This is a genomic window from Achromobacter aegrifaciens, from assembly GCF_902859965.1.
Lineage (GTDB): Bacteria > Pseudomonadota > Gammaproteobacteria > Burkholderiales > Burkholderiaceae_B > Achromobacter > Achromobacter aegrifaciens.
This window is the reverse complement of the sequence record NZ_CADIKO010000002.1, coordinates 697,267-721,024: the sequence shown is the minus strand read 5'-3', so window position 1 is coordinate 721,024 and position 23,758 is coordinate 697,267. Positions and strand designations below refer to the sequence as shown.

Here is a 23,758-nt window from a genome sequence, read left to right as displayed (position 1 = left end):
CCTCAGTCGCCAGCGCTGCCGGTAATGGGCAGCACGATGCCGGTGATGTAGCTGGCGCACACGGGCGAGGCCAGGAAGACGTAGGCCGGAGAGATTTCCTCGGGCTGCGCCGGACGCCCCAAGTCCGTGTGCTTGCCGAATTCCTTGATCTTCTCCGGACTTTGGTCCGCAGGATTCAGCGGCGTCCATACGGGGCCCGGCGCCACTGCGTTCACACGCACGCCCTTGCCCGCGAGATTGGCGGCCAGCGAACGTGTGAAAGCATGGATCGCGCCCTTGGTGGTGGAGTAGTCCAACAGTTTGGCGCTGCCGCGCAGGCCCGTGACCGACCCGGTATTGATAATGGAAGCGCCAGCGTGCAGATGCGGCAGCGCCGCGCGCGCCATCTGGAAGTAGGCGGTGATGTTGGTGCGCAGCGTCTTGTCCCATTTCTCGTCGCTGATCTCGGGCAGCGTGTCGGTGTGCTGCTGATAGGCAGCGTTGTTCACCAGCACATCGAACTTGCCGTATTCCCGGATCGTCTGTTCCACCGCCTGTTCGCAGAACGCGGGTTCCTGTACGTCGCCTGCGATCAGCAGGCAACGGCGGCCTTCGCTTTCCACGGCGCGCCGGGTGTCTTCGGCATCCTCTTGCTCGTTGAGATAGACGACCGCCACGTCGGCGCCTTCGCGCGCATACAGCACGCAGACCGCGCGGCCTATGCCGGAATCGCCGCCTGTCACCAGCGCAACCATGCCCTCGAGCTTGCCGCTGCCCTTGTACTGGGGCGCCTGGTACTGTGGCTTGAGAACCATGTCGGCTTCCTGCCCCGGCTTTTCCAGGTGCTGGGCCGGCATGGGCGGTGTGGGATGCGGGCGGGCGCCGGTGTCGGCTTGATCGGGCTTGCTCATGAGGGTCTCCTGGTGGGCAGGCGCGACAGGCGCCTCGCCCATTGCCGAGCAAATGCCATGCCCGGCCCGCCGCGCGCGCCGGAGCTACTGCCGTCCCACCACCACGCCGAAAAGGAAAGCAGCGCCGGCCACCAGGCCGATGGCCTGCCATGGCCGGGCGTGGATGTACTCCTCGGTGCAGTCTATGGTCTCCCGCATCAGGTCGCCGGCATGGTCTGAAGCGTCGCGCAGGCTGCGCCGCGTGGCGTGCAGCTGTTCGGACAGGCGCGCCTTGAGCGCCTCCAGATCGGTCGCCGAGGCGTCGCTGAGCGTGGCTTCCAGGTCGTCGATCCAGGCCTCCGGGTGCCGTGCACGCCTGTGCGCGCCGCGGTTGTCCGGGCCGTTTTCCGGAAAGTCGGAGGGCAGGGGGGTGTTGGTAGAGGCCATCGGTAGCTCCTGGCTGTCGGGCGGGAAATACGCCTGCGCGGACCGGCCCGGGCGGCCGCGCTGCGGATCCGAAGGCTTCAGGCCTCCAGCATGTCGCGGCAGGCCAGGGTGCAGCTCAGGCAAGCGCCTGCGCAGACCTGGCAATGCTCTGCCTCGTGCGATGAACATTCGCGCGCGCAGGCATCGCAGATCAGCGCGCACAGCGTGCAAAGCGCATTGGCGAACTCGCCGTCGCGCGCCAGCATGGCCGCGCACAGCCGGCAAACCGCGGCGCAATCGGTGCAGAGTGCAATGCATCGCTGCATGTGGGACGGATTTTCCCGCAGGCACGCGGATGCGCCAATATCGCAGGCGACGGCGCATTCATAGCAGGCTTGCACACATTGCTCGAAATTTTGGTCTCGCATTGCATCTCCTTGTGTGTGCCGGGTACGCGCGGCAACCGGCGTGCCCGGAGACCGGGCCACATCCGCTTGCAATTTGATGCCGCACGGCGATGACCCGGGCGGCCTGGAGCCGTAGCATGGAAGTTCGAATCCCCGTCGGGGAGTCACTGCAGGAGCCACGCATGAAGCCAGCATCCGTACCCGGATCCGCGAAACCGGCGCAAGCCGGCAAGCGGGCGGAAGACAACGCTAAGATACTGCCGCCGCGCTCTCCCGTCGATGTTCCGCGCAGACCGGATAAACCAGACGCCTCTACCCCGAACGAGGCCGCGCGCGACAAGCGCATCGTGGCCGATACGCGCACCGAGTCGAACTGGGCGGACGGTTCCGCGCCGCAACCTCGGGCCAAGAACGCGCGCTCATCGATCCTTTGACGCCTGCCTGGCGTTCGCTGCCGCAGCGGCCTCTCCGCCCAGGAAGGCAAGCAGGCGCCGTTCGTCCGCATTCAGTCCGCGGGGACCCCGTGGCGCTGCCGAGCGCGCGGGCAGCGTGCCGTCCAGATAGGCGGACAGAATAGCCGGATGCACATAGCAGGCGCGGCACACGGCTGGCGTATTGGCCAGCCGCCGCGAGACCTGCTTGATCACTTCCACCACCGTCTTCTGCGCCTGGCTGGCGCTCTCGCTGGGGCATGCCTGCAGCGCGGCATAGGCCATGACGGAGCCTGCCCAGGTCCGGTAGTGCTTCGCCGTGAAATCGCCGGCGCCGGCTACACGCAGATAGGCGTTGACCGCGCCCGAATCGACCGGATGGCTGCCGCCGTCCTCGTCGAGATACTGGAACAGCTGCTGGCCGGGTATGTCCAGGCAGCGCTTGATGATGCGCGCCACGCGCCGGTCCGCAGCGCTGACGTCATGGGTCACGCCGCTCTTGCCCTGGAAGCGGAAACGGAACTTGTCGCCCGTCACGCTGGCGTGCCGCCGCTTGAGTGTGGTCAGGCCATAGGACTTGTTGGTTCTGGCGTACTCGCGAGCGCCGATGCGCACCAGCGTCGTCTCCAGCAAACGTACCAGTACGGCTATCACCTTGTTCTGGGACAACCCGGCGGTACGCAGATCGCGCTCGACCTGCCGCCGTATGCGCGGCAGCGTCTGGCCGAAGGCTGCAAGGCTCTGGTACTTGCTCGCGTCGCGCACCGCGGTCCAGTCCGGGTGATAACGGTATTGCTTGCGTCCCCGGGCATCGCGCCCGGTGGCTTGCAGATGCCCGAGCGGGGAAGGGCAGATCCACACATCTTCGTAAGCCGGCGGTATCGCCAGGGCGTCGATCCGTTCGATTTCGCGCGCGCTGCGTATGCGCCTGCCTTGCGCGTCCAGGTAGTGGAAGGCGCTGCCGTTGACGCGGATCCGGGTATAGCCTGCCAGGCTGTCGTCGTAGTAGACCAGCGCTGCGCCGCCGCGGGCGGGCGCCGTTCGGGGACTTGGGTTCATGTCGTCTGCGGCTAACAGGGGCAGGGGCGCTGTCCTCAGCATGCGGCGTGCCCGCCACCCCTTGTGCGTAGCCAGGCACGCGGCTTGCTGATGCAGGAATGGACTTTCTCCGGAGACAGCCATGCACATCGCGTACTCGTACTACCTGCACGTTCCGCCCAAGCCAGATCCGATACCGCCAGGTTCGCCGCCCGGCGACCTGCCTGTGGATCCGGATACCGATGAACCGGACGTGGACCTGCCGCCCTTGTCGCCGCCCGGCAAGGAAATCACGCCGCCCAGCCCCTGACGCGGGCTTGTGGTTTTTCCCTGATCCCAACAAGAACTGAGGAGTCGCCATGTCGACCATCCTGCTGATTATTCTCATCCTGCTCCTGATCGGCGCCGTGCCCGCCTGGCCCCACAGCCGCGGCTGGGGCTATTACCCCAGCGGCATACTGGGCATATTGCTGATTGTGCTGATCGTGATGCTGTTGACCGGCCGGCTCTAGCAGGTCCCATGCGGTCATGGACGCGCGGGCCGTGTCGGACGGCTCGCGCGCCACCGGTCCGCCAGGCGGCCGTCTGCCGGACCGGCGGGTGGCGCGGGTTTGCGCCCAGGCGTAAGATCGCCGGGTTTTTGTGCAGCCCTCCGCCATCCGCGGCATTCCCGACATGACCATCCCCTTGCTTGTCTTGATAGAAAGCGTGCAGGACTACCTGCCCGAAATCGAAGCGCGCGGCTTTCGCGCGATTTTTGCGCCCACCGCCGAAGCGCGCGCGCAGGCGATCCGCGACCACGGGCCCGAGATCCGCATCGTGCTCACGCGCGGCGCCACCGGCCTGTACGCGCAGGAAATGGCGGCAATGCCCAAGCTGGAAATTGCCTGCTCGCTGGGGGTGGGGTACGAAAACATCGACCTGGCCGCCGCGGCGGAACGCGGGATCGTCGTGACCCACGGTCCGGGTGCGAACGCGGTGTCGGTGGCGGACCACGCCATGGCGCTGCTGCTGGGCGCGGCGCGGCGCCTGCCGCAAGCCGATGCGTCGGTGCGCCAGGGCCATTGGGGCGGCTTCATGGGACCGCAGGTCACCGGCAAGCGGCTGGGCATCCTGGGCCTGGGCACCATCGGACTGGAAATCGCGCGGCGCGGCGCCAACGGCTTCGGCATGAGCGTGGGCTATTACAGCCGCAGCGTCCGCCCGGAATCGGGCTATGCCTATTTCGACAGCCCGCGCGCGCTGGCCGCGGCATCGGATTTCCTGGTGGTGGCGACGCCGGGCGGAGCGGACACGCGCCACCTGGTGGACGCGCAGGTACTGGAAGCGCTGGGGCCGGAAGGCTATCTGGTGAACATAGCGCGCGGCAGCGTGGTCGACACGCAGGCGCTGATCGCGGCGCTGGCCGAACGCCGCATTGCGGGCGCGGGCCTGGACGTGGTGGATGGCGAACCCGACGTGCCCAATGCCCTCATTGAGCTCGACAACGTGGTGTTGACCCCGCATAGCGCGGGGCGCTCGCCGGAAGCGGTGCATGCCACCGTGGCGCTGTTCCTGGACAACGCCACGGCGCACTTCGGCGGCAAGCCGGTGCTGACCCCCGTGCGCCGGGGCTAGCAGGCCAAGGCTAGTGCGAGAACATGACCGGCACGGTCATGCTCTTCAGGATGGATGCCGTCGCCCCGCCCAGCGCCCACTGGCGCAGCTTGCTGTGGCCGTAGGCGCCCATGACGATCAAGTCCGCGCTGTGGTCGGCGGCGGCATTCAGGATGGTGCTGCCCACGCCTACGCCCTTGATGTCGCGGCGCACGTGCTCCGGCGCCGGCATGCCCTGCGCCACGCAGTAGGTGGTCAGGTCTTCGAACGGCGCTTCATGCTTGGGGCTGGCGGCGCCTTCGTTCATGCTCAGCACGGTCATGTGCGAAGCCAGGCGCAATATCGGCGCGGCATCGGCCAACGCGCGGGCGGCCTCGCGGCTGCCGTCCCAGCAGCACAGCACGCGGTCGCCGATCACCGGAAACTCGCCGCTGGACGGAATCGCCAGCACCGGCCGGCCCGCCGTCAGCAGGGTCTGCTCGACGAACTCGATCTCGTGGGCGGCTTCGACGTCCTCGCGGTTTTCCTGGCTGACCACGATCAGGTCGGTGGTGCGGCCCAGCAGCGCCACGGTCTCGCTGGGCGAGGATGTGCCCGCGCGCATGAAGGCGGGCACGTCGGCTTCGGCCGCGGCTTCCAGAAACGCGGTTTCCACCGCGTCGCGGCTTTGCGCCTGCAATTCCTTGATGATGCCCAGCGAACGCGACATGAGCACGGACTCGCCGTAGTAATACTGCGGCGGCGCGGCGTTGGCGTAGATGCCGACCAGCTCGGCCTTGTGGCGCTTGGCCAGGGCCAGGGCAGCTTCAATGCGGCGTTTGCAGTCGAATCCGTGGTCCAGGTGGACGGAAATGCGGCGGTACATGAAGGCCTCCTTGTTTAAGCGTGCCATGTGCATATGGTTACGCTTTCCGGCCTTTTCGCCCTTGATGCGCGTCAAGCCCGCGGCACTTCGCCGGTGTGCGCGCAAACCGCAGGCTATGGCGCGGCGGGAGCCCGTTCCACGCGTTCGCGCAATTGGCGCAATTGGCGCGCCTGTTGCGCGATGCGGTCCAGCGGACCGGCCAGTTCCGGATAGCCCGCGGCCACCGCTGGCGGCACGGCCAACTGGCGGTCGTTGGCGCCTGGCGCGGGTTGCTGCGGATGCAGCGCATGCGCCAGCGCCGGACCGTACTCGGAGAGCGCCTGGGCGGCAGGCGTTCCGGCTGGCAGGGCCGGCTGCATTTCCAGCACCGTGCCCGCCGCCGTCACGCGCCGCATGGCGTTGAGCAGGTTTTCGGCGGTACCGACATTGCGGTCGCGATGCACCGGATTCTGCTGCAGCCGTTGCAAGGACGCCTGCGCATTGTCGGCGGAAAGGCAGGCCATGCGGCGCAACGCCACCAGGTCCTGTCCGTCGCCGGCTTCGCCGCTCTTGGCCCGCAACAGGGCGCGCGCATAGGCGGCATGGCGCTCCAGCGCCAGGCTGAGGGCCCCGGCCAATTGCCGCGGCTCCTTTTCGGGCCAGACCAGAAAGCCGACCAGCAGCGCCAGGACGCCGCCCAGCACGCTATTGAACGCGCGCAGGGCCGCGAGCATCGGCTCCTGGATCTCGGGCTGCTGGATGTGGGTGACCAGCACGAATTGCGAAGTCAGGAAGAACGTGAACAGCGCGTAATGAATCGTGCGCGCGGCGAACGTGCCCAGCGCGATGGGCAGCACCGCCAGGGCCACGGACAAGGGGGTGCTCAGGAACAGGCCCAGCAGCGAGGCGCCGATGGCGCCAGCCACGCTGCCGGCCACGCGTTCCAGCGTGCGCTGCCAGGTGGTCGCGAAGTAAGGTTGCAGGATGAAGACCAGCGTCAGCGACATCCAGTAGCCATGGTTGACGGCGAAGGTCTTGGACAGCGCCACCGCGATGGTGGCGCCCACGCCCACCCGCAGCGCGTGGCGGAACGCGTCGGATTCGAAGCTCAGGTTCTGCCGCAACGCGCGCCACGCGTCTTGCGCAGGGTTGGCTGCGCGGCGATCGCGCGTGGGCGCCGCCGGGGTCCGTCCCTGGTCGAACAGGGACTGGATGACGGCCTGCGCCGTGTGCAGCAGGCGGTCCAGCACCGGCGCCATGGTGGCCAGTTCGGGCGCGTGGGCCAGGGCGCTGCCGCGCAGTTCATGCAGGCCGGCGCTGTAATGGGCCAGGCGTTCGCGCAGGCACTGCGCCTGCTTGGCGTCGTTGACGTCGGAGGTGCTGGCGATGGCATTGCACAGGCTGGCGTAGCGGTGCAGCGCGTGCGACAGATGGGCGCCGGCGCCGCGTCCGAGCCAGCGCGGCGCATTCGATTCCATCAGGTCGGCTGCGGCCACCAGCGCAATGAAGCTGTCCTCGGCATTGTCCAGCAGGTACAGCAGTTGATGCGCGCGGGCGCGGCGCGATGGGCGCGCGTCCTGCACTTCGCGGATGCGCGTGCGGGCGGCTTCGAGCGCGGCGCGCTGGGCGCTGCGCTGCGGTCGCGTGACGGCGCTCCAGGCCTGGGGGCTGGCCGCGGGCGTCAACCCGGAATACATGCGGGCCAGCGCGTCGGCGAAATCCGCCAGGCCGCGGTAGCAGTGCGCCACCGCGTGAGTGGCGTCCTTCCAGGGACGTCGGCGCCATACCAGCGCCGTCATCAGGATGGCCCAGGCCGCGCCGGCCAGGAAAAACAAGGTGTAGGACAGGCTTTCCGTCCAGGTCGGGGCGGGCAGTTCCGCTGCCACCACGAAGCCTGCGGACAGCAGGGTGCCGACGATTGCCGCGGCCGGCCCCAACACGCGCAACAGGCCGCCGAATGTGCAGCACACGAAGGTCAGGGGCAGCAGCAGCCACAGATGAGCCGCGCTGACGCTGGCCAGAAAGCAGAACAGCGCGCCTATCAGCCCCAGCGCGAGCATTGCCCCCGCGCGCTGGCGCAGGGGACCGCCCGGATCGCCGAAGCAGGCCCAGAAAGCCGCGATGGCGCTCCAGCCCAAACGCGGCTCGTGCGCCAGCACGGCCAGGATGACAGGCGCGGCGCTGATGGCCGCGGCTTGGAGGGCGTCCAGCCACAGAACGTTGCGCAGGGAGGCGCGCCAACGGGAATAAAGATTCTTCACGCTAGGAATACAGCAGCGGCGGTGGGCCCGGCAGGGCGAAAGACGCAAACCCTACCATGTCGACAAGGCATTTCGGCGGGGGTGACGGCCAGGGCCGGAAAGCCGGTTTCATTCATGAATCCGAGCAGCTTAATACGTATGGATACATATATGTGACTTTGCCGCCGCAGCGGCGCAAAATTGCCTGGAAGAAAGTCTGGAAATCGCATACAAAAAGCGCTGTAGCTGGGAATACTCAGTCCAATGTGCCTCTTTCTGCGCCCGGACAGCGCAGGTTTTCACCCAGGGGCGCGCAAGGAGTATCGACATGATGTCGAATCACGAGGCTTCCACAGACTCGGTGGCGAGCGACGACGAGATCGCCGCCATGATCACCGGCAAGGATGGCCTGCGCATGCTGTTGCAGCCGCAGGTGGATTTGCTGACAGGCCGGATCGTGTCGGCCGAAGCGCTGGCTCGCTGGCGGCATCGCCGCCTGGGCATCATCATGCCTTCCGACTTCATCCCCGCCGTCAACCGCCTGGGCCTGGACAAGGTGCTGTTCGAGCGCGTCTGCCTGCGTGTCATAGACATGCTGTTGACGATGCGGCGCGCCGGCATCGCCATTCCGGTGGCCATCAATGCGCCTGCCTCCACCTTGTCGGACGAGGCCGCGGTCGATTTCCTGCTGGACCGCATCTACGCGGCGGAGCTGCCCGCGTCGCTGGTGCGCGTGGAACTGACGGAAGACCAGCCCATCCGCGAACTCGACGTGCTGCGCGCCACGCTGCTCAAGCTCGAGAATGCCGGCTGCGAGGTCAGCCTGGACGATTTCGGCACCGGCCATGCTTCGTTGAAGTTGCTATCGGCGTTGCCGCTGTCCGAGGTCAAGATCGACCAATATTTCGTGACGCGCATGCGCCGCAGCGCAGTCGCCTTCGAAGTGTTGCGCACCGCCGCGGAACTGGCGAACCGGCTGGGCCGCCGGGTGGTGGCCGAGGGCGTCGAAAACGTGGCGGACATTCCTGCCCTGCGCGCGGCCGGCTGCCGCTACGGCCAGGGCTTCGCGCTGGGCCGCCCCATGCCGCTGGACGAATTGACGGTGCGCCTGCGCACGCAACGCGACCAGGGCGAACCGCTGGCCGCGCCTGCCGCCTACGCGTCGTCCTGGCTCGATGCCTACGACGCGTCCGCCCAGGAGCCGCAGTCAACGCGCGGCAAGCGCCACGCCACCACGCAATAAGGCTGGTCGCGCAGCGTATTTTTTACCAAGCAGGCCGGACTTTACCCGCAGTCCTTGCGTCCCCGTGTCCGCGGGCTGCGCGGGCTGACTGCGGCGCGATTTGGGCACGCGGGTTGCTGTATGGAAGATGGCGGAGCTTTTTCCGTCTTCCAGGAGACTTGCAATGCCCAATCAGAACCAGCCCGACCAGCAAAAGCAGCAACAGAAGCAACAGGCCCAGGAAAACCCCAGGGACCGCAATCAGCCCGGGCAGCAGCCCGGCCAATCCGGCCAGCATGCCGATAAGGATCGGCAGCAACCTGGCCAGAATCAGGGCCAGCAAGGCAAGATGCCGCGCTGACTCGTAGACCGCGTGTTCCGGGCCCTCTAGTCGGGCGGGTATCGCGGTAAGAACGGCCTTGTCCCGCTGTGGGCGGACAAGGCCGTTTGTGCTTCATCATGGCTTCGGATTTCGGCATCAAGCCGCCGCTGGCAGCCACAGCGCAACCGGCAGTTCATGCAACAGTTCCGACAAGGGCAGCGCGCCACCGGAGCCGGATCTCGCTTTTTCGCCGCCCATTGCATCGCGCCAAGCCAGACCCTTGATGGCATCGGGCAGGCACAGCGCGGTGTCGGCCCAGAAGTCCCGCGCCGCCCGCGGCTCGCCGCGAGCGTAGCCAGACAGACGCAGCGCGCACAGCCGCGGCGCGACGATCAGGGCGTGCTCCTCTTCATGACGCCGCAGCCAGGCTACGACGTGCTGTGCATGCGTCCCGGTTACAGCCAGCGGGACGCACTCGCCCTGGCCGAACAATGCCGGGTGGCGCCGCCGCGCCGCCAGCAGGCGCTGGATCAGGGCCTGCTTCACCGCGCCGCTGCGCCAGTCCGTTGCGCTGGGTCGCACGGCGGCGCTGGCGCGCGTGCGGGCCAGCATGGCGATCCGCGGCGGGTAGTCCACCGCGCGCCGGTTGTCGGGGTCGACCAGGCTGTAGTCCCATAGCTCCGTGCCTTGGTACAGGTCCGGCACGCCGGGCAGCGTGTTGCGCAACAGCGTCTGGGCCAGGCTGTTGATCATGCCGGCAGGGGCCAGTTCCAGGGCGTATGCGGCGATTTCGGCCAGCAGGCGGCGCCCGGGCGCCGCGTCCCGCAGAAATTCCAGCGCGCCAAGCCCGGCGGCTTCGTAAGCGGGGTCAGGATCCGTCCAACTGGTATGCAGCTTGGCTTCGCGCAACGCCTTGAGCTGCCATTGCGCCACGCGCTCGATCCATGCGGCCACGCTTTCTGGCCGCTGTTCGATGATGTCGGCATCCCAGTCGGCGGGCCACGCCCCGATCAGCGTCTGCACGAGCAGGTAGCGGTCCGCCAAGGTAAGCAGCCCGGCGTCGGGCAGGGCGTGGGTCCAGCGATACGCGGTCTTGCGCCAGGCTTGCGGCATTTCCGAAACCACCGCCAGCCGCGCGCGCGCGTCCTCGCCGCGCTTGTGGTCATGCGTGGCCGTCGCCAGCATGGCGTGCGGGAAGTTGCGCGCCCGCGCCTCGACCTGGGCATGAAATGCCTCGGGCGACAACGCAAATCGCTGCGGCGATGCGCCGACTTCATTGCGCGACAGCAGCGGACCGTAGCGGTAGAACAGCGTATCTTCCAGCGCCTTGGCTGCCAAAGGCGGCGTCAGCTGCTGGAACCGCCGCAGGGCGTGGGCAGCGTTTGGCTCAGATTGCGGGAGCGGCGCGGTTGCCGGATCGGCGGGGCCGCCGCCCAGCCACCGGTCCATCTGCGCCAACAAGGCAGCGTCCGCTGTGCCGGGCAACGCGTGCAGCAGGGCGGCGGCGCGTTGCGCTGCCGCCTCGCAGTGATGGCGGTCCGCATCGCTGCGGCCGCCGTCCTCCGCGTAGGTCCGGTACACCGGAAAGGCCGCCAGCCACGCGGACAACACGCGGTCCATGGCCGGCGCGGACCAGTCGCGGGTCCGGCGGTCCTGCCGCGCCAAACGTTCCAGGCAGCGGACCAGCGCCAGGCGTTCCGCGGGAAAGTGCCGCTGCAGCATGCGGGTGCGCGCCGCTTCCAGCTGCCGCGGCGGCGTGCGCAGATCGCCCGTGAGCATCTGCCAGAACGCCCGCAGCGGCGCCTCGGCCTGCGGGTCGTGCAGCAATGCGCCGACCTGATCCATGAAGTCATAGCCGGTGGTGCCATGCAGCTGCCAGCGCGCATCGGGCGCTTCGTCCGGTGCCAGGATCTTCTCCGCCACCAGGTAGGCTTGCGATTGGGCGCAAGAAGGTGGACGGCGGGCCCCGGCTTCGGCCAGGCATCGATTCAGCCTGCGCAGATAGGCGCCGGGCGCGGCCAGCCCGTCGATGTGGTCGATGCGCAGTCCGTCGAGCAAGCCTTCCGCATACAGGCGCAGCGGCAGCGCATGCACGGCATTGAAAACGGCTTCGTCCTCGACCCGTACGCCCACGAGCTCGCTGATCTCGAAAAAGCGCCGCCAGTTGATCTGATCGGCAGCGCAACGCCACCAGGCCAGCCGGTAATGCTGGCTCTCCAGCAGCCGGTGCAGGCGCTCGCGGCCGGCTGCGCGCGCCGGGTCGCAGCGGCGCAGCAGGGCCTGCGGATCCTGCCCGTGCGCAAGCGACTCCGGCGCCAGGGGATAGCGCTGCCCGGAGACCTCCAGTTCGATGCGTCCGGCATCGGCGTCATAGCGCAGCGCCATTGCGCCTTGAGCCAGCGACACACCGTAGGAGTCGGGCAGGATGGGCAGCAGGACTTTGCCGCGCAGGGCGGGATCAGGCGCGTCCCAGTCGATGTCGAAGCAGCGCGCATGCGCGCTTGCGGCGCCGTGTTCGAGCACATCGCGCCACCAGGCATTGGCGGGGTGGGCCGCCATGTGATTGGGCACGATGTCCGCGATGAGACCCAGCCCGCGCCGACGGGCCGCCCGGGCCAGATCCCTCAGTGCGGATTCCCCGCCCAGCTCCGGATTGACCGCGCCATGGTCGATGACGTCATAGCCATGCGTGGACCCGGGGCGGGCGCAGGTGATGGGCGACAGGTAGAGGTGGCTGACCCCCAGGTCCGCGTAGTAGTCCACGCAGGCTCGGGCGTCCTCAAATGTGTAGCCGGCATGCAATTGCAGGCGGGCCGTGGCGCGCGGCATGGTCATGGCCGGCCCCGTCCGGTGCGCAGGGCTTGCAGCCGGGCCTGCACGGCAGGGTCGGCGAAGCACGTCGCGCTGCTTGCGGCCAGGCGTTGACGCCAGTTGGGATGCTGGTCCACGGTGCCGGGCAGGTTGGGCTGTTCCAGTTCGCCCGCCAGGTCTTCCATGGGCACCAACAGCAGGGGACAAGGGCTGGAAGACACGAAGCGCAGCATGTCCTCCAGGGGCGCGCGCGCGGGCTCGGCGGCGCAGCCCAGGGCTTGCGCGAGCAAGCTGCGGTCCATGCGGCGGTTGCGCCGCAGCGTGGCTTCATCGTCGCCGCCGCCCAGCAAGTCCAGTTCGGCGCGCAGGTCGATGTCGCGCTCGGCCCACCAGCCGCGCAAGGTCGGCAGGTCGTGGGTCGAGGTCATGGCCACGGCCTGGCCGGGCCAGTCGCCGGCTGCAAGAAAGGGCGCCGGCGTGGACGGCGCAGATGGCGGCGCGTCAGGTTCCTGCCGCATGAACCACAGCACATTCATGCCCAGGATGCCGTGATCCGCCAGCTCGCGGTTGAAACCTTCAGGCACCGTGCCCAGGTTTTCGCCGATGGCAAGCGCGCGATGGCGCCAGGCTTCCAGCGCCGTGAGCGCCAGCAGTTCGCGCAGTGGATAGCGCAGATAGGCGCCCGCATCGGCCGTCAGTCCATCGGGCACCAGCCACAGCCGCGCCATGCCCAGGATGTGATCGATGCGCAGGCCGCCGGCGTGAGCCAGCGCGGCGCGCAACATGTCGATGTAGGCCGCGTAGCCCTGGGCATGCATTGCGCGCGGCGAGAACGCGGCCAGGTTCCAGTTCTGTCCTTGCGGATTGTGGATGTCGGGCGGCGCGCCTATGGACAGGCCGGGCATCAGGTCGGTCTGGCGGCTCCAGGCGTGGCTGCCGTCCGGACTGTCGCCCACGGCCAGGTCTGCGATCAGCCCCACGCGCATGCCGGCGCGTCGCGCCGCCTTCTGCGCGTGGTCCAGGCTTTCGGCGGCCAGCCATTGGGCGTAGCGATGGAAGTCGACCTCGACCGGATGCTGCCGCGCATACCGTTCGACTTCCGGCGAGTCCGGATCGCGCAGGCCGGCGGCCCATTGCGCCCAGGGCTGGTGGTCTGCGCCATGCGCTGCCTGGGCGGCATGCAGGGCTTCAAATACGGCGTGGTCGCGCAGCGCCTTGCCGCGCCGGGCGCAGTACGCCTCGTAGCGCTGGCGGGCATCCGCCGGTCCGCTTGTGCGGAACTGGCGGTGCAGCGCGCGCAGCAGGCGCTGCCGCCATATCCCGGCCGATGGCCAATCTATCAACGCCGTTGGGCGCGGCTGGGCGGCCAATTCGGCCAGCGCCCGGCGCAAGACATCGTCACCGACGATGGCGGCGGGATCTGCATACAGGGTGTTCAGGAACAAGCGGCTGGATGGGGCGTAAGGACTGCAACGCTGCGGTTGCGCGGCGAACATGGCGTGCACCGGGCTGATGGCGAGCGCGTCCGCGCCCTGGGCCGCGGCGGCGACAGCCAGTTCGCGCACGGCGCCAAAGTCGCCGTAGCCGCCGTCGCCAGGTTGGTAGGCATCGCGCCTGAGACTGTAGACCTGCGCGCATAGTCCCCAGGCGCGCGGCCGCACGCCGTCGGTCAGATCATCCAGGCCAGGCGCTTGGCGGGGCGCCACCGCAAGCACGGTCTGGCCGCATGCCAGGTGCAGCGTGTGGTATCCGGGCTCCTGCGGTGCGATCAGGCTGCCGTCGTCCGCGACCTCGCCGTCGCTGGTCTGGCCTGACTCGCACACGATGCGGTAGCGGCCGCGCGCGCAAGCGGGCAGAAACGCGGCCATGCCGCTGCGCGCGACCAGCAGGGGCGGCAGCCGGGCCCCAAGCTCCACGCCCAGGCGATGGTCGCTGTCGCGGATGTCATGGGCGTTGCCCGCCGGCAAGCCCATGCCCTCCAGCAGCAGCCGTAAAGTATCCGGCGACACTTGCTGCGGACGCTGGCGCGCGTCGGTCCAGTGTTCGGCGATGCCGGCTTTGGCGGCCAGCGCGGACAAGGCCGGATCGCCGGCGGACGTTGCGGTCATGCCGGTTCCTCCAGCAGCCACACGGTGCTGTCGCCGCACACCTCGCCGTGGACCAGGGCGTCGCGGGCGCCGGCCACGGATTCAAAGAGCAGCGTGGCATAGGCCTCGGCGCCCGCCTGCAAGGCCTCGGGCAGCGCCACGCGATCGGGGCCGAAGTTCGCATAGACCGTCAGGCGCGCGCCGCCTGCCAGTTCCCAGCGCGCGAACACGCCGCGTTCGCCGATCGCGGCCGCACCCAGGCTGACCGCGCCGGCCAGCCGGGGCGCGATCAGGCGGGCGCGCAGATGCAGCAGGACCGCGTAGTCCCGCATCCAGGCATGCGCGTCGGCGGCGCTGGCCCGTGGTTTGCTGGCCACGTAGGTTGCGGGATCGTTCGGGTCGGACAACGCGCCCGCGCCCTGGAATTCGGGAAAGCGCGAGAACTCGCGCCGCCGGCCGTCGCGCACCGCTTGCGCCAAAGCCGGGTCGGCATGGCTGGTGAAGTAGTGGAACGGCGTGCGCGCGCCGCGTTCCTCGCCCATGAAGATCAGCGGGATCTGCGGCGCCAGCAGCTGCAACGCGACCGCGGCGCGCAGCCGGGCGGGACTGTCCACCAAGCTGGCCAGGCGTTCGCCGCCCGCACGGTTGCCGGTCTGGTCATGGTTCTGCAGGAACAGCACGAAGGCGCTTGGCGGCAGTTCCGCGCTGGGTTCGCCCCGCGGTTGTCCGCCACGGTAGGGCGAACGCTGCCCCTGATACAGCCAGCCTTCGGCCAGGCAGCGCGCCAGCGCCAGGGCCGGCTGAGCGCTGTAATCGGCGTAGTAGCCGTGGCTCTCGCCGGTCAGAAGGCAATGCAAGGCATGATGCGCGTCGTCATTCCATTGCGCATCGAAGTCACCTTGCAGCAGGCTGGCGCGGTTGTCGTCGTTCTCCAGCACCAGATGCACATGGCGTTCGGCAGGAATATGCTGCCGCAGGTACTGGGCCAATTCATGCAGCCATTCATGGCCCGCAATCGCGTGCACGGCGTCCAGACGCAGCCCGTCGAAGCGGTACTCGGTCAGCCAGTACAGCGCGTTGTCCTTGAAGAACTGGCTGACCGCCGGCTGGCGGAAGTCGATGGCGTCGCCCCAAGGCGTGGCGACGTCTTTCCTGAAGAACGGCGCGGCATAGCGCGGCAGGTAATTGCCGTCGGGGCCGAAATGGTTGTAGACCACGTCCAGCATCACGCCCATTTCCAGCCCATGGGCCTCGTCGATCAGGCGCTTGAGCTCATCGGGCGTGCCGTAGGCCGTGTCGGGCGCGTAGGGCAGCACGCCGTCATAGCCCCAGTTGCGTGGCCCGGGGAAGTCGGCAATGGGCATCAGCTCCAGCAAGGTCACGCCCAGCGCCGCCAGCTCCGGCAGCCGCGCCAGCAGGCCCGCATAGCCGCCCTCCAGGCCGGCATGGGTTTCGTACAGCACGGCGTCTTCCCAAGGCCGTCCGCGCCAGGTGCCGTAGCGCCAGGGGTAGGAGTCCGGCGCGACCACGACGCTATCGTCGTGCACGTCTCCGTGCTGCAGGCGCGAGGCGGGATCGGGCGCGACCGTGTCCGCGTCCAGGCGGTAGCGATAGCGGGCGCCGATGGGGCAGTCCACGTCGGCCTGCACGTAGCCGTCCGGGCCGGGGCTCAGGGCGATGGGAGGATGGCCTTCGACCTCGAGGGCGAAGCCCGCCGGCGCGGTCGGCGCCCACAGGCGAAAGCGCGTGACGCCGCTCTCCAGCGGGATTGCGCCTGAAGCATAGTCATGTGTCATGGCGGATCTCCCGGCACGTAGGTCGCCGCCAGCAGCGCCACGCTACGCGCCGCCACTGTGATGGCGGCATCCGCCAGTGGCGCGGCAGGCGCCTGCGTGGCGGAATCCAGCTCGCGAATCCACGCCAGCGCGGGCGACGGCATCTGGAAAACCGTGTCCTCCGCGCCGGGATTCAATAGCAGCAGCGTCACATCGACGCTGCCGTCTTCGCGGCAGGCGGCGCGGCGCAGGACCATGGCATTGGCCTCCGACTCCCAGGCCGCCGCGTCCAGTTCAGCGCCCGCCGGATCGAACCAGGAGATGGGTTGTACGCCAGGCGCGAGCTCCTGCCCCGCATCGCCGTAGCGCGCGGCGCGCGTGCTGGGGTGGGCGCGGCGCAGTGCGATCAGGCGCGCCGCGTAGCGGGATAGCTCACGGCCGTCATCGGACTGCGCCTGCGTCCAGTCCAGCCACGACAGGGCGTTGTCCTGGCAATAGGCATTGTTATTGCCTTCCTGGCTATTGCCGAATTCGTCTCCGGCCAGCAGCATCGGCGTGCCATCCGCCAGGAACACGCAGGCGAGCTGGGCCCGTTGCACCCGTTTCCGGGTGTCCAGGATGGCGGCGTCCTCGGTCGGGCCTTCGGCGCCCCAGTTGTGGCTGTAGTTCTCGCCGTGGCCGTCGTTGCCGCCTTCGCCGTTGGCCTCGTTGTGGCTGGCGTCGTAGCTGACGATGTCGGCCAGCGTGAAACCGTCGTGCGAGGCCACGTAGTTGACGCTGCTCCAGGGCCGACGGTGGCGGCGGTCGAACAGGTCGCGCGATCCGCACAAGCGCGCCGCCATCTCGCCGCGCATGGCGGGATCCCCGCGCCAATAGCGGCGCGTCGCGTCGCGGAATTTGTCGTTCCACTCGGCGAAGCCCGGTGGATGGTTGCCCAGCTGATAGCCATCCGGCCCCACGTCCCAGGGTTCGGAAATCAGTTTCAGGCGGGCAAGGGCAGGGTCCTGCAGCACGGCGTCGAAAAAGCCCGAACCCGGGTCATAGCCGGTGCCTTCGCGTCCCAGGGTCACGCCCAGGTCGAAGCGGAAGCCGTCGACGCCATAGGATTGCGCCCAATAGCGCAGCGAATCCGTGACCATTTGCAGGACGCGCGGATGTGACAGGTTGACCGTGTTGCCGCAGCCGGTGTCGTTGATGTAATAGCGTTCGTCGCCCGGCACCAGGCGGTAGTAGCTGGCGTTGTCCAGTCCGCGCCAGGACAGCGTGGGTCCCAATTCGCTGCCCTCGCAAGTGTGGTTGTAGACCACGTCCAGAATCACTTCGATGCCGGCGGCATGCAGCCGGCGTATGGCCTGGCGCAGTTCGTTCGGATTGTGCTGCAGGTAGGAGGGCTCCGGCGCAAAGTACGACAACGTGCTGTAGCCCCAGTAGTTGCGCAGGCCGCGTTCGGTCAGGAAGCGGTCCTGCAGGAACGCATGCACCGGCAGCAACTCCACGGCGGTGACGCCCAGCCGCTGCAGGTGTTCGATGAAGCGCGGGTCGGCCAGCGCGGAGCAGGTGCCGCGCAGGGGCTGGCGCAGGTCTTCGCGCAGCATGGAGGCGCCGCGCACGTGCACCTCGTAGATCACCGTATCGTTCCACGCCGTGGCCGGCGGCCGGCTGTTGCCCCAGGTGAAAGGCGCTTCTTCGGCCACGATGGCCTTGGGCATGGCGGGCGCGCTGTCGCGCCGGTCGATGCTGAGGTCGGCGCGCGCATGCTTCATGCGATAGCCGAACAGCGCGTCGCTCCAATGCAGCGGTCCGGTCAACTGCCGCGCGTAGGGATCGAGCAACAGCTTATGGGGATTGAAACGGTGCCCATTGCGCGGATCGTGCGGGCCGTGGGCGCGATAGCCGTACACCAGTCCGGGATGCGCGTCCGGCAGGTAGCCGTGCCAGATCTCGTCGGTGCATTCGGGCAGGTCGAAGCGGCGCAGTTCCTTGCGGCCCTTGGGATCGAACAGGCACAGCTCGATGCGCGTGGCGTTGGCCGAGAACACGGCGAAGTTCACGCCCAGGCCATCGCTGACCGCGCCCAGCGGATGGGGCTGGCCCCCGGCGATGCGCGTGAATTGGGAGGGATCCATATGGGTTCAGCCTTCGTAGAGCAGGAAGAGGGTGGACAGCGGCGGCAAAGTCAGGGACAAGGCCTGGGGCTGGCCATGGGACGCGCTGACGCCGGTGCTGGCGCCGCCCTGGTTGCCCTGGCCGGATCCGCCATAGTGCGTGGCGTCGGTATTCAGCTTTTCCGCCCAGCGGCCAGCCCGCGGCACGCCGATGCGGTAGTCGTGCCGCGCCACCGGCGTGAAGTTGGCGACCGCGAGCACGTGATGGACGCCGTCGCTGCGGATGAATGCGACCACGCTGTTGTCGCGGTCGTCCAGGATCGTCCAGGCGAAGCCCGCCGGGTCGGCGTCCAGCGCATGCAGCGCCGGCACCCCGCGGTACAGGCCATTCAAGTCTGCAACCAGCCGCTGTATGCCCAGATGGCCGGGACGGTCCAGCAGGTCCCAATCCAGAGGTACGTCGTGGTTCCATTCCCGTGGCTGGGCCATTTCCCCGCCCATGAAGAGCAGCTTCTTGCCCGGATGAGCCCACATGAAGCCGAGGTAGGCGCGCAGGTTGGCGAGCCTGGCGGCCGCGTCGCCCGGCATCTTGGCCAGCAGCGATCCTTTGCCGTGCACCACTTCGTCGTGCGATAGAGGCAGGATGAAGCGCTCGCTGTACGCATACACCATGCTGAAGGTGATGTCGTGGTGGTGATGCTTGCGGTGCACGGGGTCCTCGGACAGGTAGCGCAAGGTGTCGTGCATCCAGCCCATGTTCCATTTGTAGTGAAAGCCCAGCCCGCCGTCGGCGATCGGCGCGGTGACGCCGGGCCAGGCCGTCGATTCCTCGGCGACCATGATGGCGTCCGGCACTTCGTGGCGCACAGTGCCGTTGAGCGCCTGCAGGAACTGCACCGCCTCCAGGTTTTCCCGGCCGCCGTAGCGGTTGGGGATCCATTGGCCGGGCTGGCGGCTGTAGTCGCGATAGAGCATGGACGCGACCGCGTCCACCCTCAGGCCGTCGACATGGAAGCGCTGCAGCCAATGCAGCGCGCTGGCGATCATGAAGGCCTGCACCTCCGTGCGGCCCAGGTTGTAGACCATGGTGTGCCAGTCCGGGTGATAGCCTTCGCGCGGATCCTCGTACTCGTAGAGCGCCGTGCCGTCAAAGCGGGCCAGGCCGTGCGCATCGTCCGGGAAGTGCGCAGGCACCCAGTCCAGGATGACGCCGATGCCTGCGTGGTGGCAGCGGTCGACGAAACGGGCGAATGCGGCGGGCGGACCATAGCGGGCCGCGGGCGCGAACATGCCCAGCGGCTGATAACCCCAGGACCCGCCGAAAGGATGCTCCATGACGGGCAGCAGCTCCACATGGCTGAACCCCATGGCGCGGGCATAGGCCGGCAACTTGTCGGCCAGCCGGTCCCAGATGCAGGCGTGCGATTCCGGTTCGTCAGGCAGCCAGGACCCGGCGTGCACTTCGTAGATGGACAGCGGCGCGTCCGTGGACTGGCGCGTGCGCCGCTGCGCCATCCAGGCCTGGTCTTGCCACGGATAGTCGGCGCCGTCTTCCACCACCGAGGCGGTGGCAGGCGGCGCTTCGCTGCGTCGCGCCAGCGGATCGGCCTTGAGCCGTAGGTTGCCGGCGCGGTCGGTGATTGCGAACTTGTAGCGTTCGCCGGCCTGCACGTCCGGGATGAAGATCTCCCAGACGCCGGCGCGGTGCCGCAGCCGCATGCCGTGCCGGCGGCTGTCCCAGGCGTTGAAATCGCCCACCACCGCCACGCGTTGCGCGTTCGGCGCCCATACCGCGCAGCGCAGGCCGGCCACGCCGTCGACTTCCATCAGGCGCGCGCCCAGGGCCGTGCCCACGCTGCGCCATGCGCCTTGCGCCAGCTCCTCCAGCGTGCCGTCTTCCAGCAGGGTGCCGAAGGCATAGGGGTCGGCGGTGATCTGTTCGGCGTCGGGCCATTGGATCGCCAGACGGTACGAGGCGCCGTCGCCGGGGCGGGCGTAAGGAACGCGTCCAAGAAACAGTCCCTGGCCCTGTTCGCGCAAGGGGATGCGCGCGCCGTCGCCGTCCAGCGCCGCCACGGCCCGCGCGCCCGGGGCATACACCCGCACTTCGCCGTCGTGCGGCCCCAGGAAGGCATAGGGGTCGCTGTGCAGGCCGCTGGCCAAGGCGGCCAGTTCGACGGGCGCTATGGGGCTGATGCTGCCGCCTGCGGGCATGTCCTGGCTCATGATCGTGCATCCTCTTCGTCCACCGCGGCCGACAGCAGCAGGCTGCGCGCCAGTTCCGCCAGGGCGCACAGCGGTATCGAAATCCAGTCTGGGCGATGCGCGGCTTCATAGCTCACTTCATAGGCGGCCTTCTCCAGTTGGGCCAGGGCCAGCAGCGCGTCTTCATCCGCAGGCGGGATAAGCGCCGACGCGCGCGCATCGCGGTAGCCTTGCAGGAAGGCCTGGCTGGCGGTCTGGCGAAAGCGCGCCAATAGCAGGTCGCGCAGTTCTGCTGGCGCGACAGGCGCGCCCGGCGTTTCGCCCGCGCCGGCATTGGCGTCGGTCGGCGCGCCGCCGATGATGTCGGTGCGGGCGATCGAGGCGGCGGCATAGTCGAACGAACGCAGCATGCCCGCCACATCCTTGTAGGGCGAGGCGAGGGCGCGGCGCGCGTCCACGCTGCTGACCGGTTCGCCTTCGAAGTCGATCAGATAGGCGTCCGCCTGCGCCACCAGCACCTGCCCAAGATGGAAGTCGCCGTGCACGCGCAGGCAAAGGACGCCGGTCTCGGCCTGCGCCATCGCCGCCACGCGCGCCGCCAGCCGGGCGCGGTGCTCGAAATACCATTCCGCGCAGGCGCGCGAAGGGGCTTCCAGTTCACCGAGCTGCGCGCGCAAGTCCTTTTCCGCGCGTTCGAGCAGGTCCTGGACGCGGCGCGTGCGCGCATCGGCGTCCGCCTGGCTGGCGGCGCGCGGCTGGAACGCGGGGTCGTCGGAGGCCTGCGACAGCAGGTTGTGCATCTGCGCCAGACGTTCGCCCATGGTGGCGGCCATTGCGGCGTAGCCCCGCAGGTCCTGGGCGAATTCGTCCGGGCTCTGGTTCACCAGCAGCGCGTTGTCCAGCGTGCGCTTGAGCAGATCCAGCGTCCAGTTCCAGGCGTCGCCCTCGTTGGCGACGTAGCGGTGCGCCACCGCCAGCGTGTGGACCACGCCGTCGGCATCCTCACGTTGGACCTCGCCCAGCAGCGCCGGCATGTTGGCGTAGCCGGCGCGCGTCAGATAGCGGGTCATTTCCAACTCGGGCGATCCGCCGGGCTGGACGGCGCGGATCAGCTTCAGTATCAGCTTGCCATCGACGACGACCGAGCTGTTGGATTGCTCGCCCGTCAGCCACTGCAGTTCGCCGTCCCCGGCGACCTCCAGGGCGGCCAGGCCAGCTTCGGGCAGGAAGCGGATCACGCCCGGCTTGTCGCCAGGCTTGCCGCCGCTGCGGCCGTCGAGCTCGCGGCCCTCTTGCATGGCCTGGACGATGCCGCGCACGAAGCCGGGCTGCAGAAAGGCGTCCGCCAGAATGCCGACCTCGGCCCCGCGCCGCACCCGCGCGATCGCATAATGCACCGCTGCCGTCTCGTCCCACACCAGCACGAAGGGCGCTTGCGCGCGCAGGCCCGTGACGCCGTCCTCGGGCTCGACCTCGGCCCAGTAATATTCGCCATCGGCCGCCGTGAACGGCGTGGCGTACGCCAGGCGTGCGCGGGCGGGCGGCTGTTTGGCCGGATACCAGCGCTGGCGCGCCAGGTACTGGGGCAGGACCTCGCGCTCCAGCGTAGCGCGGGAGACGTCGGTCAGCGCGGCGCCGCCGTGGGCGCGCAGCACCAGCGTGGTGAGTTCCGGCATCTGCGCGGGAGCGCTCGCATGCCAGTCTGGCGGCGCGGCTTCGTTGCTCAGGTCCAGCCAGTAAAACGCGTAGGGCGGCAGGGTCAGCAGATACGGCAGTTCACCCACGGCCGGGAAGGGCGTACCGCCCAGCATTTCGACTGGCACGCGGCCATTGAATTCCTGCAGCTGCAGTTCCACGGGCTGGGCGGCGTTGGACAGGTTGGCCACGCACAGGATGGTGGTGTCCTGCCATTGGCGCAGATAAGCCAGGATCTTCCGGTTGCCTGCGAAGATGAAGCGCAGCGTGCCGCGCCCGAATGCATGGCTTTGCCGGCGCTGCGCCAACAGGCGTCGGGTCCAGTTCAGGAGGGAATGCGGATCGCGCTGCTGCGCCTCCACGTTCACCGCTTCATAGCCGTACAAGGGGCCCATGAGCACCGGCAGCGGCAGCTGTTCGGGGTCGGCGCGCGAAAAGCCGCCATTGCGGTCGGGCGACCACTGCATCGGCGTGCGCACGCCGTCGCGGTCGCCCAGGTGCACGTTGTCGCCCATGCCGAGCTCGTCGCCGTAGTACAGGACGGGCGTGCCCGGCATGGACAGGAGCAGGCTGTTCATCAGCTCGACCCTGCGCCGGTCGCGCTCCAGCAGCGGCGCCAGACGGCGCCGGATGCCCAGGTTGATGCGGGCGCGCGGGTCCGCCGCGTACACGTTCCAGAGATAGTCGCGTTCGCGGCTGGTGACCATTTCCAGCGTCAGTTCATCATGGTTGCGCAGGAAGATCGCCCATTGGCAGGACGCGGGAATGTCCGGCGTCTGGCGCATGATGTCGATAATCGGGAAACGGTCCTCCTGCGCGATCGCCATGTACATGCGCGGCATCAGCGGGAAATGGAAGGACATATGGCATTCGTCGCCCGCGCCGAAGTATTCCTGCGCGTCCTCCGGCCACTGGTTGGCCTCGGCCAGCAGCAAGCGGTTGGGATACTCGGCGTCGATCACGGCCCGGATGCGCTTGAGCACCTCGTGCGTCTCGGGCAGGTTTTCGTTGTTGGTGCCTTCGCGCTCGACCAGGTACGGCACCGCGTCCAGGCGCAGGCCGTCCACGCCCATGTCCAGCCAATAGCGCATCACGGCCAGCACTTCCTTGAGCACCTGCGGATTGTCGTAGTTCAGGTCGGGCTGGTGCGAATAGAAGCGGTGCCAGAAGTAGGCGCCGGCCTCGGGGTCCCAGGTCCAATTGGATTTCTCGGTATCGCAGAAGATGACGCGCGTGCCGGCGTAGGCCTTGTCGTTGTCCGACCAGACGTAGAAGTTGCGCGCGGCCGATCCGGGTTTGGCCGCGCGCGCGCGGCGGAACCAGGGATGCTGGTCCGAGGTATGGTTGACCACCAGCTCGGTGATGACGCGCAGGCCGCGGGCGTGGGCCGCGCGGATCAGCTTCCTCACGTCGGCCACGGTGCCGTAGTCCGCGTGCACCCCGCGGTAGTCGGCGATGTCATAGCCGTCGTCGCGGCGCGGCGAGGGATAGAAGGGCAGCAGCCAGATCGTGTTGACCCCCAGGCTGGAGATGTAATCCAGCTTGGAGATCAGGCCTGGCAGATCGCCCACGCCGTCGCCATTCGAGTCGAAGAATGACTTGACGTGCAGCTGATAGACGACCGCATCCTTGTACCAAAGGCCATCGTCCTGGAGAGGTTGGGTTTCACTGATCATGGCAATGGG

Annotated in this window: 18 protein-coding genes; 6 read left to right on the top strand and 12 right to left on the bottom strand. The window is 68.4% G+C overall.

What is annotated here, in order from left to right:
- Positions 1-2: 2 nt before the first annotated feature.
- The 3 genes from HV793_RS14500 to HV793_RS14490 form a co-directional block, all read right to left on the bottom strand.
- Positions 3-890: an SDR family oxidoreductase gene (locus tag HV793_RS14500; RefSeq protein WP_175213423.1), complete on the bottom strand. Its 888-nt coding sequence runs from the start codon at positions 888-890 to the stop codon at positions 3-5.
- Between the two features lie 84 nt (positions 891-974).
- Entirely contained in the window at positions 975-1,316 is a 342-nt protein-coding gene (locus HV793_RS14495) for an ElaB/YgaM/YqjD family protein (protein ID WP_054454257.1), read from the bottom strand.
- Positions 1,317-1,393: 77 nt separating this feature from the next.
- Complete coding sequence (locus HV793_RS14490) at positions 1,394-1,723, bottom strand: four-helix bundle copper-binding protein (RefSeq protein ID WP_175213422.1); 330 nt, start codon at positions 1,721-1,723, stop codon at positions 1,394-1,396.
- 161 nt (positions 1,724-1,884) lie between these two features.
- Here HV793_RS14490 and HV793_RS14485 point away from each other — a divergent pair, with 161 nt between their 5' ends.
- On the top strand, positions 1,885-2,136 hold the full coding sequence (locus tag HV793_RS14485) for a hypothetical protein (RefSeq protein ID WP_082401045.1): 252 nt from the start codon (positions 1,885-1,887) through the stop codon (positions 2,134-2,136).
- Here HV793_RS14485 and HV793_RS14480 read toward each other — a convergent pair.
- A complete protein-coding gene (locus HV793_RS14480) occupies positions 2,122-3,192 on the bottom strand; it encodes a DNA topoisomerase IB (protein ID WP_175213421.1) in 1,071 nt (356 codons plus the stop codon). The two genes, HV793_RS14485 and HV793_RS14480, sit on opposite strands and share 15 nt — an antisense overlap.
- A 121-nt stretch (positions 3,193-3,313) precedes the next feature.
- On the opposite strand from HV793_RS14480, the gene HV793_RS14475 reads away from it, so the two are divergent.
- The 3 genes from HV793_RS14475 to HV793_RS14465 all read left to right on the top strand — a co-directional run bounded on the left by HV793_RS14475 (position 3,314) and on the right by HV793_RS14465 (position 4,788).
- Positions 3,314-3,481 carry a hypothetical protein gene (locus HV793_RS14475; protein ID WP_013393888.1) on the top strand — a complete coding sequence of 56 codons (168 nt, stop codon included), beginning with the start codon at positions 3,314-3,316 and terminating at the stop codon, positions 3,479-3,481.
- Between the two features lie 49 nt (positions 3,482-3,530).
- Positions 3,531-3,683 carry a DUF3309 family protein gene (locus HV793_RS14470; protein WP_082400986.1) on the top strand — a complete coding sequence of 51 codons (153 nt, stop codon included), beginning with the start codon at positions 3,531-3,533 and terminating at the stop codon, positions 3,681-3,683.
- A gap of 163 nt (positions 3,684-3,846) precedes the next feature.
- Positions 3,847-4,788, top strand: coding sequence for a 2-hydroxyacid dehydrogenase (locus HV793_RS14465; protein WP_175213420.1), 942 nt, complete (start codon positions 3,847-3,849; stop codon positions 4,786-4,788).
- Between the two features lie 10 nt (positions 4,789-4,798).
- Here the strand turns inward: HV793_RS14465 and HV793_RS14460 are convergent, their stop codons facing one another.
- Together HV793_RS14460 and HV793_RS14455 are read right to left on the bottom strand one after the other, a co-directional pair.
- Entirely contained in the window at positions 4,799-5,632 is an 834-nt protein-coding gene (locus tag HV793_RS14460; protein ID WP_175213419.1) for a universal stress protein, read from the bottom strand.
- A gap of 113 nt (positions 5,633-5,745) precedes the next feature.
- Positions 5,746-7,872, bottom strand: a complete 2,127-nt coding sequence (locus HV793_RS14455) for an FUSC family protein (RefSeq protein WP_175213418.1) — start codon at positions 7,870-7,872, stop codon at positions 5,746-5,748.
- A 307-nt stretch (positions 7,873-8,179) separates the two neighbouring features.
- Between HV793_RS14455 and HV793_RS14450 the strand changes: the two genes are divergently transcribed.
- Entirely contained in the window at positions 8,180-9,094 is a 915-nt protein-coding gene (locus HV793_RS14450; RefSeq protein WP_054454265.1) for an EAL domain-containing protein, read from the top strand.
- Positions 9,095-9,257: 163 nt separating this feature from the next.
- The gene (locus tag HV793_RS14445) at positions 9,258-9,434 is read left to right on the top strand and encodes a hypothetical protein (protein ID WP_166738370.1); all 177 of its coding nucleotides are present in this window, start codon (positions 9,258-9,260) and stop codon (positions 9,432-9,434) included.
- Between the two features lie 117 nt (positions 9,435-9,551).
- On the opposite strand, the gene treY is transcribed toward HV793_RS14445, so the two are convergent.
- The 6 genes from treY to treS are packed head-to-tail and all read right to left on the bottom strand — an operon-like array spanning position 9,552 to position 23,749.
- Positions 9,552-12,224, bottom strand: coding sequence for a malto-oligosyltrehalose synthase (gene treY, locus HV793_RS14440; RefSeq protein WP_175213762.1), 2,673 nt, complete (start codon positions 12,222-12,224; stop codon positions 9,552-9,554).
- Positions 12,225-12,226: 2 nt separating this feature from the next.
- Positions 12,227-14,314 carry a 4-alpha-glucanotransferase gene (gene malQ, locus HV793_RS14435; protein ID WP_175213417.1) on the bottom strand — a complete coding sequence of 696 codons (2,088 nt, stop codon included), beginning with the start codon at positions 14,312-14,314 and terminating at the stop codon, positions 12,227-12,229.
- A complete protein-coding gene (gene treZ, locus HV793_RS14430) occupies positions 14,311-16,089 on the bottom strand; it encodes a malto-oligosyltrehalose trehalohydrolase (RefSeq protein WP_175213416.1) in 1,779 nt (592 codons plus the stop codon). The genes malQ and treZ overlap by 4 nt, the downstream gene beginning before the upstream one ends.
- Positions 16,086-18,194, bottom strand: a complete 2,109-nt coding sequence (gene glgX / locus HV793_RS14425; RefSeq protein ID WP_175213415.1) for a glycogen debranching protein GlgX — start codon at positions 18,192-18,194, stop codon at positions 16,086-16,088. Before glgX ends, treZ begins: the two co-directional genes overlap by 4 nt.
- 6 nt (positions 18,195-18,200) lie before the next feature.
- On the bottom strand, positions 18,201-20,399 hold the full coding sequence (glgB, locus tag HV793_RS14420; protein ID WP_054454272.1) for a 1,4-alpha-glucan branching protein GlgB: 2,199 nt from the start codon (positions 20,397-20,399) through the stop codon (positions 18,201-18,203).
- Positions 20,396-23,749 (bottom strand): maltose alpha-D-glucosyltransferase, encoded by a 3,354-nt coding sequence (gene treS, locus HV793_RS14415; protein ID WP_175213414.1) that lies wholly within the window; start codon positions 23,747-23,749, stop codon positions 20,396-20,398. The genes glgB and treS overlap by 4 nt, the downstream gene beginning before the upstream one ends.
- Positions 23,750-23,758: the final 9 nt, after the last annotated feature.